Raw genomic sequence first — 11,496 nt, forward strand, 5'->3', positions numbered from 1 at the left:
ATGTTCACGGCCTATGCCCTGGGGGTTCCGCTGGCGGTGTGTCGCTTCCGCAACAGGGCGAGCGACGGGCCCGCCGTGGCGGTGCACTATCCCACTGCGGGAGGAGATGTGCGGACCATGTACATGGGAATGCGCCATTTCGAACGTGATTCCCGGGTGCTCATCGTGGACGATTTCATGCGCGGAGGAAGCACCGCAGCGGGAATGCTCCAGGTTGCCCAGGAATTCGGAGCGAAGGTCGCGGGAGTGGGCGTGTTCCTGGTTTCCACGGAGCCTCAAAAGAAAGCCGTTCCGGAATACACGGCGTTGCTTCGTCTCTCCAACGCGGAGGGTGTGGCAAAGGTCGACGTGGCACCCCGCTGAAACGCACTGCGGCGTGTCCGGATCCGGTTTGACGCGGGTCATGACCTGCGCTACAATCGTCCCGCGGAAGGAGGTGACCATAATCATGGTCGTAACGCTTGATGCGGACGAATGCATCGGATGTGGCGTGTGCTCTCAGATCTGCCCGGACGTGTTCGAACTGAACGAGGACGCGGGGAAAGCGAGAGTCATTCGCCCCGAAGGTTCGGAGTGTGCCGCCGAAGCTGTAGACAGTTGCCCTGTCGGGTGCATCCATATAGAGCAAAAGTGACGGATCGACGGCTTTTCTGGGCTTTCCTGGGGAAAGCCGTTTTCTGTGCGTGCTTGCGGGCCCATAGCTCAAGTGGTTAGAGCCACCGGCTCATAACCGGAAGGTTCCTGGTTCAAGTCCAGGTGGGCCCACCAGAATCACGAATGCCAAGCCACCGAGCGGTGGCTTTTTTCGTATGACCGGGGAGGTGGCGAGAGGCGATGGAGAAGCGAGTGGACGCAATCCTGGAGGAAGTACATCGGATCGCGCCTCTTTCGGGAGCGGAGCCCTGGGACAATGTGGGGCTTCTCGTCGGGGCGCCTTCCTGGTCCGTAAAACGAATCGCCGTGGCCGTGGATGTCACTGAAGAAATCGTGGAGCGCGCCGCCGAAAAGGGGTGCTCGCTGCTCCTCAGCCATCACCCCCTTTTTCTGCACCCCTTGAAAAACGTGCTCCTCGATACGCGGGAGGGACGGATCATCGAGAGGAGCCTAGCGCATCACATCGCCCTCGTCGCTCTTCACACCAACTGGGATCGCTCCCGCATCGGTGTGAACGTCGCCCTGGCGAGCGCGCTCTCTCTGAGGGACGTGCGGCCCCTCCTGCCTGCAACGGAGGTCGAACTCTGGGGTGACGGGGCCGTCGGTTTCCTTGATGTGGCGATCCCCCTGCAGGACTTCTGCGTGAGGCTCCGGGAGGCGTGGAACATTTCCTGGGTTCAGGCGTACGGCGACCCCCGCCGCGTTGTTTCCAGGGTGGCCCTTCTGGGCGGTTCCGGTGGCGGTTTCTGGAGAGCCGCCTCCGCATCGGGAGCGCACGTGTACGTAACGGGCGATCTCAAGTATCATGATCGTTCGGATGCCCTGTGGCACGGACTCGATCTCGTCGTGGTCGACCATGGCGAGATGGAGGAATGGTCCATGAAACATCTCGCCATGGCGGTCCGAGAAATGACGGGGCTTGAGACGGAAGTTTTTCCTCTTCCGCGGCGGATGTTTTCCGCGTAAGCGTCACGTAAGCGTCACGTAAGCGTCATGAGATGATTCAAAGAGATGTGTGTGTATCGGAGAACCGCTGTGAATCGGCGGAAAACAAGAGGTGATCGGAAGTGAAGGAACGTGTTTTCAGCGGCATGCGCCCTACGGGAAAACTGCATCTCGGGCATCTGGCAGGAGCGCTGACGAACTGGGTTCGCATGCAGGACGGCTATGAGTGCTTCTATTGTATTGTGGACTGGCACGCCCTCATGTCGGACTATGCCGACGTGAGCAAGGTGCGGAGCAACTGCCGGGAGGTTCTTCTCGACTGGCTCGCCTCCGGCCTCGATCCCGAGCGGAGCACCATCTTCATTCAGTCCCACGTGCCGGAGCACGCGGAACTCCATCTGGCTCTCTCCATGATCACGCCTTTGGGCTGGCTCGAGCGGTGTCCCACCTACAAGGACCAGATCCTCAATCTCAAGAACAAGGACCTGGGAAACTATGCGTTTCTCGGCTATCCCGTCCTCATGGCGGGGGACATCATTCTCTACAAGGCGCACAAGGTGCCTGTGGGGGAGGATCAGTCCGCGCATCTGGAGATTACCCGGGAGATCGTGCGACGGTTCAACAATTTCTTCGGCGAGGTTTTCCCCGAGCCGGACATTCTGCTCACACCCTTTCCCAAGGTACCGGGGACGGATGGAAGGAAGATGAGCAAATCCTACGACAACTCCCTGAACATCTCCGACAGTGCCGAGGTCATCTGGGAGAAACTCCGGACCATGATGACCGATCCTGCCCGGGAGCGCCGCTCCGATCCGGGAGATCCGGAAAAATGCCCGGTCTGGGATCTGCACAAGGTGTTCACCGCCGATGCGGCCTGCCGCGAGGAACTTGCCCAGGGGTGCCGCACTGCGGGAATCGGCTGCATCGACTGCAAGAAAGTGCTCCGGGACAACGTGAACACCCTGCTCGATCCGATTCGGGAGCGACGACGTCACTACGAGAACCACGGGGACGAAGTGATGGACATTCTGGCGGAGGGGGCGAAGAAGGCCCGGCTCGTCGCTGTGGAGACGATGAACGAAGTGAAGCAGGCCATGGGGCTTGTCCTGTAGGAACAGGTGCGGCGAGTCTTTGCGGAGATTTCAGTGGTCTCCGCTCTCTTGAGCCGGGAACGACGCGACAGGAGCGGGTGCCGTGTCCTATGAAGTGGTGACGGGTTCGTTCGCCGGACCGCTGGATGTGCTGTGTGCACTTGTGGAATCCCGTTCCATCGAGGTCTCCACCATTCGCGTCTGGGAGGTCATTTCCCTGTATGGGAAGTACCTTTCCGAGACGGAACGCACGACCATCAAGGAATTGGCGGAATTCCTCTCTCTTGCGGCACGCCTTCTGCTCGGGAAGGTGCATGCGCTCCTTCCCGACCGGGAGACGGCGATGCTCCCCGAGGACGAGGACGATGCTCCGGAAGACCTGGTCCGGACCCTTTCCCGCTACCGTCCCTACCGGAAGGCGGCGGAGGTTTTCGGCGAGCGGTTTCGGGCGCGCAGCGCCTTTTTCTCCCGCCTGGGAGCCGACGAAGGGCCGCCCATCTACGATCTGGGGGATCTCTATGCGCTTTCCCGTCTCTGGTGGCGCCTGCTCGACCGGAAACGGGGCGGTGCTCAGGGTGACGAAGAAGGCTACGAGGATTTCGCCTGGGAAGGCGTTCCCATGGCGGTTCCCGAGGAGACCCAGGTGGAGACGCGCATGCAGGAGATCCGGGATCTTCTCGACGAGCGCGGAGAAGTGACGTTGGAGGAGCTGCTTGCCCCGGCACCGACGAAATCGGTGCTGGTGCTCTGTCTTCTTGCACTCCTGGAGCTGAGTCGTCTGGGGGAACTTCGCATGTTTCAGAAGGAACTGTTCGGTCATGTCACCGTCGTCGCCCTGTAGCGGAGAAGGGCCGGTGCAGCCTTTTCTGACAGCCCTGGAACGAACCGTCGAGGCGATTCTCTTTATCGCCTCCGAGCCGGTCTCCACGGCGGAACTCGCGGAGACCACGGGGAGTTCCACGGCCTCCGTGGAAGCGGCCCTGTCCTCCCTGCGGGACCACTACGGAGCGGAACGACACGGGTTGACCCTTCTTGCCCTGGCCGGAGGATGGCAGATGGTCACCTCTTCCGACCTTGAGGAAGTGCTTCTCCGGTTTCGCGATGTGGCGGGGAGCAACAGGATACGCCTGAGCAAGGCCGCCTTGGAAACATTGGCGGTTATCGCCTACAATCAACCTGTGACGCGCTCGGAGATTGAGGAGATCCGGGGAGTGAGATCGGATCGTGTGGTGGAGACTCTCCTGGGACACGGGCTTGTTCGCGTGGCGGGGAGAAAGAAGGGGACGGGAACCCCACTCCTTTACCGGACGACGGACCGCTTTATGGAGCTTTTCGGACTCGATTCCATCGCAGCCCTTCCCTCCCGGGAGGAGCTCGAAGACGAACTCGCGAACGCCTCAGAGACGACCGACGGCGTCTCCTCCTTTTCGACGGAGGGCGAGGGGGAATGACTCCGTGCATTCTTTCCGCCCGGAGGGGACGGCCATGCGGCTGAACAAGTATCTCGCCTCTTGTGCCGTAGGGTCCCGAAGGACCGCGGACACGCTGATTTTCGCAGGAAGAGTCCGGGTGAACGGAGAGGTGGTGCGGGAACCCGGAAGAAGCGTGCTCCCCGGAACGGATCTCGTTTTGGTGGACGGCGTCGTCGCCTCCCCGACGGAAAAGCTCTACGTGGTTTTTCACAAACCACCCGGTGTGGTTTGCGCCTGCAAGGATCGCTTCGAGAAAACCGTGCTGGATCTTCTGCCTCCCTCCCTGGTCGAGCAGGGGCTTTTCCCGGTGGGGCGGCTGGACAAAGACTCCGAAGGACTGTTGCTTCTCACGAACGACGGCGATTTTGCCCAGGAAATCATGCACCCCTCCTTCGGCGTGATCAAGCGCTACCACGTGCGCCTGACCGCGCCGGTGGACGCGAGAACGCTGCAGCAGTGGAGAAAAGGCATCCTCATGGAGGGCAGGATCGTCGTGCCCGTTCTCGTGGAGTCGCTCTGGGGTGCTGAGAAGTCCTCCTGGATTCGGGTCGATCTCCAGGAAGGAAAGAAGCGGGAGATCCGCGTCATGGCCAGAGCCTTGGGATTACGGATTCGGCGTCTTGTCCGCGTCGCCGTGGGCAAACTCGAACTCGCCGAACTTCAATCGGGGGCATGGCGGCTGTTTACCCGGGAAGAGTTGTGTCGTATGATTGCTCTAGGTGGTAGGATCTAGTTCGAAATGCCTATTCGCCGGGAGGGGAGAGGATGCAGGGACTTGACGAACGAACCCGCGAACTGATTCAGCGCAGGGTCCTGAAACGTGTGAAGGATATCCCCTCGTTGCCCCAGTTTGTGGTGGACACGTTGAAGAAACTCGACGATCCGAAGAGCAGCGCATCGGATGTCGCCGATCGTCTTTCCAAGGACGAGGGACTCGTCATCCGTATCTTGCGGCTTGCCAATTCCGCTTATTATGGGTTGCCCCGCCGTATCGTGAGCGTCACTGAAGCGATTGCGCTTCTCGGGTTCAAGACCGTCAAGAGCATCGTGCTCGCCGCGTCGGTCTACAAGTTCATGGACAGTTCCTTCTCCGGCTACGCTTTGGACAGAGGGCTTTTGTGGAAGCACTCCCTCAGTGTCGCTTTCGCGGCGAAACACATCGCCAGAAAGTGCAAGGTGGAAGAAGAAGAGGCCTATGTAGCGGGCATGCTGCACGATCTGGGAAAGATCGTGCTCAACGATTTCGTCCGTTTCGGCTACGGGATCATCGTGCGCCTCGTGGAAGAGGAGCAGGTGCCCTTCATGGACGCGGAGCGCCAGGTGCTCGGGTTCGACCATGCCCTCGTGGGCGGACTCATTCTCGAACAGTGGAACCTTCCGGAGTCGTACATGGCTGCGGCCAGATACCACCACGAGCCGGAAGCGTACGAGGAACAACAGGGTGTCATCCGTTCCATCGTGGATGTGATCCACGTGGCGAATGTGCTCTGTCTCATGCTCGGCATCGGCGTGGGTGCGGACGGCCTTCAGTACTATCTGTCGGAGAACGCGCTGGAACGTCTCGGTATCTCCGATGTGGAGGAACTCATGTCCGAGATCGTCGATCTGATCTCCCAGGTGGACGAGGAATTTCAGGTAGGGGAGTAGTGACGTCATTCATGGGAATGCTCATCACCATCGACGGACCGGCTGGATCCGGCAAGAGCACCGTGTCGAGGAGAATCGCCGAGGAACTCGGGATCCCTTTTCTCGACACGGGGGCGCTTTATCGTGCCCTCGCGTTTTTTCTGCATCGTAAGAACATTCCTCCCGTGGAGGGGGCCGTCCTTGACGCCGAGCTGGCGGCGGTGACGGTGAAGCTGGAGACGAACGCTGTTCTGGTCAATGGAGAGGACGTGACGCAGTCCATCCGTTCGCCCAGGGTCGATGCGGTCGTCTCGGCCTATGCGGCTCTGCCGTCCCTGCGGCGGAAGCTCCTGGATCTGCAGCGCGACCAGGCAGGCGAACAGGGACTCATCGCCGATGGAAGGGATATGGGAACGGTGGTCTTTCCCCGGGCGACGCTGAAGATCTTTCTCACCGCCTCCCAGGAGGAGCGGGCGTCGCGCCGATGGAAGGAACTTCGGGAACGGGGGGAGTCCTGTACCCTTGAGACGGTTCTTGAGGATGTCCGCCGTCGGGACCGGATCGATTCGGAGCGGGAGGTGGCGCCGCTGCGGGCGGCGCCCGATGCGGTGATCCTGGATACGGACGGTCTTTCCATTGAAGAAGTGGTACAGCACCTCCTCGATATGGTCGCCGCACGACGAAGCACGTGAGGTCCTCTCCATGAAAACCCTCAAGTATTTTCTCGTCCGGTTCTTCTGCAAGCTCTATCTTCTTCTGTATCACCGATGCAGTGTTTCAGGTCTTGAAGGCGTGCCGCAGCGGCGACCTCTCATCATCGCTTCGAATCACTGCAGTCATCTCGATCCCATCGCCGTCGGCGTTTCCTATCCGGAAAGGCTCCGGTTTCTCGCGAAGGAGGAACTCTTTCGGGTTCCCTTCATCGGTTTCGTCGTCTCCGCCGTGGGAGCGGTCCCGGTGGCGAGGGAGGACAGCCAGCGTGCGGGAGTCGTGCTGAAGATTCTTCTGGAGCTTCTCGAGTCCGGAGAAAGTGTGGTGCTCTTTCCCGAAGGCCACCGTTCCAAGGACGGCCGGTTGCAGAAACTGGAGGGCGGTGTGGCATTGCTCGCGAGCAGGACCATGACGCCGGTTCTTCCCGTCTTCGTGGACGGAGGGTTTCGCGCCATGCCCCCCGGAGCGGGATTCCCCAGGCCGGGCAAGCTCAGGGTCGTGTACGGGGAGACGATCTATCCCGAGCAGGCGCCGGAGGGGTGCTCCGAGAAGGGACGGCGTCAGTGGATCCTGGAGGAACTCGAACGGCGTCTGCAGTCCATGGAGGCGGATTTTCGTGCCGGAGGATAGCTCCCTCTCCAAGCGGAGAGCGCTCACGGTCTTTCTCGAACGCCCCGGAGAAGAAGATCTGCGAGTGCTTCTCGAAAAAGAACTCCTGCTTCTCCTGGAGAACGTGGGAATCAGCGTGGTGGGAACGGTGGTGCAGAGGCGAGCGGCTCCCGATCCCGCTTTTTTTATCGGGCAGGGAAAGGCGGAGGAGGCGGCACTGATGGCGCGCTCCCTTGATGCGGGCGTTCTCGTCTTCGATGATGCTCTCACGCCCGGCCAGGTGCTCAATCTGAAGAAGCGAACCGGTCTGGAAATCCAGGACCGTCCCGGCGTCATCGTCACGATTTTCCAGGCCAGGGCGCACACCGCGGAGGCGAAACTTCAGGTGGAGCTCGCCCGGTGCCGCTATGAGGTTCCCCTTCTGAAGGGCCTGGGGCAGCAGATGTCCCGGACGGGTGGAGGCATCGGAACCAGAGGTCCCGGGGAGACAGAGTTCGAGCGGCATCGACGGAAACTGGAGAGGCGTATCCGGGATATCGACAAGAAGCTCCAGGTGGTGCGGCAGCGCCGGGAATATCAGCGGAAACGACGTTCCCGCTCCGGATTTCCCACGGTCGCCCTTGTGGGGTACACAAACAGCGGAAAGTCCACGTTGTTGCGGACTCTTTCGGGAGATGCCTCCATCCTCGCCAAGGATCAGCTTTTTTCTACCCTGGACACGGCGGTGCGTCGCGTGACGCTCCCCGGAGGACGGGAGATCCTGATGGCGGATACGGTGGGATTCATCCGGAAGTTGCCACCGGCGTTGGTGGCGGCGTTTCGTGCGACCCTCGAAGAAGTCGCGGCGGCGGATCTCGTGTTGCTTGTGCTGGAGGTGGCCTCCCCGGACGTGACGGAGACGCTCCAAACGGTGCAGCAGATGCTCTTCGACATCGGCGCCGGAACGGTGCCCAGAATATTGGTGCTCAACAAAGCCGACCTCGTCGATGCCGTGTTTCTGGAGAGAATTCAGGAGAGGCTTGTCGGAGCAGGAGAGACGGTGGTTGCCGTGAGCGCTCTCCGGGGAGACGGTCTTGACGTTCTTCTCCGAAGGATCGCCGCACGTTTGAACGAGAAGCCCTGGGAGGAGAGTGTGTAGTGTGCTGCGCAGCATGACAGGATTCGGGCGTGCTCAATGCGAGGGAGAATGGGGATCCCTTGCCGTCGAAATATCCAGCGTCAATCATCGGTTCCAGGAAGTGAGCGTTCGCCTTCCCCGGGAAGTGGGGCATGCCGAACATGCGCTGCAACAAAGGGTACGCCAGGCGTTCCGCCGGGGGAAAGCTCAGCTTCGCGTGGAGCTTCGCCTCGCCCTTGCCACAAAGAGCGCTCTCATCAACGAAGAGATCTTCGAAGCCTACGTTCGTAAAATTGACGCCCTGCGCACGTCTCTGGGTCTTCCCGGGGAGTTTCGCTGGGAAAGTCTTCTCACCCTTCCCGGTGTCGTGGGAGGTGCGGCGGATTCCCAGGACGCATCGGACGAGGCCATCCAGGAAGCCCTGCGTTCCACTCTCGACGATGCCCTTGCGCAATGGAATGCCATGCGACGAACCGAGGGCGAGCACCTTGAGGAGGATGTACGAGGCCATTTGCGCCTCTTCGAGGAACGGATCGACCTCATTGAGCGACGCTGGCCGGAAATGAGGGACAATGCCTTCCGGTCCATGGTGGAGCGGGTGACGCTTCTTGCGGTGGAGTGCGGTTCTCTCCCCGATCAGGGACGTTTGCTTCAGGAGATGGCTCTTCTCTCCGATCGCTGGGACATCGCCGAAGAGATCTCCCGCTCCCGGAGCCATCTTGAAAAATTCCTGCATATCCTTGATGGCGAGGAAGGGAGCGGCAAGAAGCTTGACTTCCTCCTTCAGGAAATGAACAGGGAGATCAACACCATCGCGTCCAAGGTGGCGGACGCGGAGTTGCGATGGGTCGCGGTCGAGGCGAAGAGCGATCTCGAGCGCCTGAGAGAACAGATTCAGAACGCGGAGTGAGAGACATGGGATATCGTCTGGTTCACATTGGTTTCGGCAACATGGTGGTGGGCGAACGCATCGTGGGCATCATCAGTCCCGCCTCCGCTCCGATCAAGCGCCTGAAGGAGGAAGCGAGAGAAGCGGGCAGGCTCGTTGACGCCACGCAGGGGAGAAAGACCCGGGCGGTCATCGTGACGGACAGCAATCATGTGATCCTGTCCGCGCTTCAGCCTGAGACCCTCTCCCATCGCTTCGAAGTGGGAGGGGACGATGGCGAGGAGGAATAGAGGGGTACTCTTCGTCATCTCCGGACCGAGCGGCGCCGGAAAGGGAACCCTTCGGAAGGTCCTTTTCGACCGGGTTCCCGGGCTCGCCTATTCCGTCTCCTGCACGACACGACATCCCCGGGAAGGGGAGCGGAACGGCATCGATTACTGGTTCGTCACGGAAGAGATCTTTGACCGAACTCGCGATCGCGGAGAATTTCTCGAATGGGCCTTTGTGCACGACCATCACTACGGAACCCGTGCCGAAGACGTGCGGCGAGAGCTGGAGCGCGGCCGCGATGTGGTCCTTGAGATCGACGTCCAGGGAGCGCTCTCCGTACGCGATGCCTGTCCGGATGCGGTGCTCATCTTCATCGCTCCGCCCTCCGTGGATGAGCTTTCCGATCGGCTCCGGGAGCGGGGCACCGAGACATCCGAAGACCTTTCCCTCCGCCTGAGAAACGCCATGACGGAGATGGAAATGGCCTCGAAGTACGATCACGTGATTTTGAACGACAATGTCGAACGCGCTGCGGAGGAGCTCATTGCCCTCGTGGAGAGCTACAGAAATCCCAAGGAGGTTCAGTCATGATTTTTTGCGACCTGGACAAGCTTTTCAGTAGATTGCCCATCGAGAACAAATACCTGCTCACCCGTGTCCTCGGCCAGCGGGCGAGGCAGCTCAGCGAGAGCAAGGGACGCAATATTCTGGAGGAGTCGGGAGAGAAGTACATTTCTTCGGCCATACGGGAGCTCGCCACGGGCTCGCTTGTTCTTTCCTTTCCTCCCGAGGAGGAAAGCGCACCTCGGAGCGCCGACGAATCGCCGTCCGCCTGAGAAGGCACGGGAACGTTCGGCTGCGGAAGGGAGGCGAGGTCGTGACGACGTGGAAGGAGAAGCGGCGGATTCTTCTCGGGGTGAGCGGGGGCATCTCCGCCTACAAGGTCCCCGATTTCGTTCGGGCCCTGCGACATGGCGGCAACGAGGTGGACTGTATCCTCACGGAAGCTGCGGAGCGTTTCGTGAGCCCCATGGTGCTCGCCACCCTGTCGGAACGGCGGGTATGGCTCGAGCGCGATTTTTTGAGTGACGACGGGGGGCCGCAAATCCCCCATATTCGCCTCGCCGAGCGGGCCGAGGCCTGTGGCGTCGTCCCCTGCACGGCGGAAACGTTGCGCAGGATAGCCCAGGGAGAGGCGGGAACGCTCCTCGGAGCGACGCTTCTCGCGCTGCGCGCCCCGGTGGTGCTCTTTCCGGCCATGAATGTGCACATGTGGGACCATCCGGCCACACGGGCCTCCGTCGTCCGCTGTCGCGAATTGGGATACCGGGTGATCGAGCCGGAGGAGGGGTATTTGGCCTGCGGCTACGAAGGGCGCGGACGCCTTCCCTCCAAGGATGTCATCCTGGAGGAACTGTGGCGTGCCCTTTCTCCCAAGCGCGATCTGGAGGGTGTGCGTGTTCTCGTGACGGCGGGACCGACCCTCGAATTTCTGGACCCCGTCCGTTTCCTCAGCAACCCGAGCTCCGGAAAGATGGGGTACGCCATGGCCCGCACCGCCTGGTACCGGGGCGCCGAAGTCTGTCTGGTGACGGGGCCCGTTCCGCTCGATCCTCCGCCGGGAGTGGAGTGTGTTCGCATCACCTCCGCCCGGGAGATGTACGATGCGGTCATGCGGAAGCTCGAGTGGGCGACGGTGATCGTGAAGGCCGCAGCGGTGGGCGACTTCCGGGCGGCACAGCAGGAGACGCGGAAGATCAAGCGCGAATCGAGAGAACGTCTCTGTCTGGACCTGGAACAGAACCCTGACATTGCCGCCGCCGTGGGAAGCCGCAAGCGGGCGGATCAGTTTCTGCTGGGGTTTGCCGCGGAGACGGACGACCTCATCGCCCATGCGCAGTCCAAGATGCGCAGAAAGGGATTGGATATGATCGCCGCCAACCCCGTTTCGGGCCGGCGTAACGCCTTCGGCGCGGAGGACAACAGTGTGGCCGTCATCGACGAAAGTGGTGTCGTCGCCGAATTCTCCGGAACCAAGGAATCCGTGGCGGATTCCCTGTGGGACGAGGTCGGAAAACGACTTCGCGGAAAAGGGGCATGACCGCCACCCTT

Annotated in this window: 16 protein-coding genes and 1 tRNA gene; all 17 read left to right on the forward strand. The window is 61.1% G+C overall.

Annotated features, from left to right (window positions below; translation table 11 throughout):
* The coding region (locus tag Q1K49_RS06740; RefSeq protein WP_300524291.1) for a phosphoribosyltransferase family protein at window positions 1-363 on the forward strand (363 nt) is incomplete at its 5' end.
* Between the two features lie 85 nt (window positions 364-448).
* A complete protein-coding gene (locus tag Q1K49_RS06745; RefSeq protein ID WP_213692787.1) occupies window positions 449-634 on the forward strand; it encodes a ferredoxin in 186 nt (61 codons plus the stop codon).
* Between the two features lie 57 nt (window positions 635-691).
* Window positions 692-768, forward strand: a tRNA-Ile gene (locus tag Q1K49_RS06750).
* 66 nt (window positions 769-834) lie between these two features.
* Window positions 835-1,620, forward strand: a complete 786-nt coding sequence (locus Q1K49_RS06755) for a Nif3-like dinuclear metal center hexameric protein (RefSeq protein ID WP_300524295.1) — start codon at window positions 835-837, stop codon at window positions 1,618-1,620.
* Window positions 1,621-1,721: 101 nt separating this feature from the next.
* Window positions 1,722-2,711: a tryptophan--tRNA ligase gene (gene trpS, locus Q1K49_RS06760; protein WP_213694438.1), complete on the forward strand. Its 990-nt coding sequence runs from the start codon at window positions 1,722-1,724 to the stop codon at window positions 2,709-2,711.
* Between the two features lie 82 nt (window positions 2,712-2,793).
* Window positions 2,794-3,531 (forward strand): segregation/condensation protein A, encoded by a 738-nt coding sequence (locus tag Q1K49_RS06765; protein ID WP_213694437.1) that lies wholly within the window; start codon window positions 2,794-2,796, stop codon window positions 3,529-3,531.
* Between the two features lie 13 nt (window positions 3,532-3,544).
* Window positions 3,545-4,141 carry an SMC-Scp complex subunit ScpB gene (gene scpB / locus Q1K49_RS06770; protein ID WP_300524300.1) on the forward strand — a complete coding sequence of 199 codons (597 nt, stop codon included), beginning with the start codon at window positions 3,545-3,547 and terminating at the stop codon, window positions 4,139-4,141.
* A gap of 34 nt (window positions 4,142-4,175) precedes the next feature.
* A complete protein-coding gene (locus Q1K49_RS06775) occupies window positions 4,176-4,895 on the forward strand; it encodes a pseudouridine synthase (RefSeq protein WP_300524302.1) in 720 nt (239 codons plus the stop codon).
* A 32-nt stretch (window positions 4,896-4,927) separates the two neighbouring features.
* Complete coding sequence (locus Q1K49_RS06780) at window positions 4,928-5,809, forward strand: HDOD domain-containing protein (RefSeq protein WP_300524304.1); 882 nt, start codon at window positions 4,928-4,930, stop codon at window positions 5,807-5,809.
* Window positions 5,809-6,480, forward strand: a complete 672-nt coding sequence (gene cmk, locus Q1K49_RS06785) for a (d)CMP kinase (RefSeq protein WP_300524307.1) — start codon at window positions 5,809-5,811, stop codon at window positions 6,478-6,480. Before Q1K49_RS06780 ends, cmk begins: the two co-directional genes overlap by 1 nt.
* A 10-nt stretch (window positions 6,481-6,490) precedes the next feature.
* Window positions 6,491-7,129: a lysophospholipid acyltransferase family protein gene (locus Q1K49_RS06790; RefSeq protein WP_300524308.1), complete on the forward strand. Its 639-nt coding sequence runs from the start codon at window positions 6,491-6,493 to the stop codon at window positions 7,127-7,129.
* Window positions 7,116-8,246, forward strand: coding sequence for a GTPase HflX (gene hflX / locus Q1K49_RS06795; RefSeq protein WP_300524310.1), 1,131 nt, complete (start codon window positions 7,116-7,118; stop codon window positions 8,244-8,246). The genes Q1K49_RS06790 and hflX overlap by 14 nt, the downstream gene beginning before the upstream one ends.
* 1 nt (window position 8,247) lies before the next feature.
* Window positions 8,248-9,135 (forward strand): YicC/YloC family endoribonuclease, encoded by an 888-nt coding sequence (locus Q1K49_RS06800; RefSeq protein ID WP_300524312.1) that lies wholly within the window; start codon window positions 8,248-8,250, stop codon window positions 9,133-9,135.
* Between the two features lie 5 nt (window positions 9,136-9,140).
* Window positions 9,141-9,404, forward strand: coding sequence for a DUF370 domain-containing protein (locus Q1K49_RS06805; RefSeq protein ID WP_029166313.1), 264 nt, complete (start codon window positions 9,141-9,143; stop codon window positions 9,402-9,404).
* Window positions 9,388-9,975, forward strand: coding sequence for a guanylate kinase (gmk, locus tag Q1K49_RS06810; protein ID WP_300524318.1), 588 nt, complete (start codon window positions 9,388-9,390; stop codon window positions 9,973-9,975). Before Q1K49_RS06805 ends, gmk begins: the two co-directional genes overlap by 17 nt.
* Window positions 9,972-10,220: a DNA-directed RNA polymerase subunit omega gene (rpoZ, locus tag Q1K49_RS06815; RefSeq protein ID WP_300524321.1), complete on the forward strand. Its 249-nt coding sequence runs from the start codon at window positions 9,972-9,974 to the stop codon at window positions 10,218-10,220. Before gmk ends, rpoZ begins: the two co-directional genes overlap by 4 nt.
* Window positions 10,221-10,261: 41 nt before the next feature.
* The gene (gene coaBC, locus Q1K49_RS06820; RefSeq protein WP_300524324.1) at window positions 10,262-11,485 is read left to right on the forward strand and encodes a bifunctional phosphopantothenoylcysteine decarboxylase/phosphopantothenate--cysteine ligase CoaBC; all 1,224 of its coding nucleotides are present in this window, start codon (window positions 10,262-10,264) and stop codon (window positions 11,483-11,485) included.
* The last annotated feature ends 11 nt before the right edge of the window (window positions 11,486-11,496 follow it).

The organism is Aminiphilus sp. (assembly GCF_029975095.1).
Taxonomy (GTDB): Bacteria; Synergistota; Synergistia; order Synergistales; family Aminiphilaceae; genus Aminiphilus.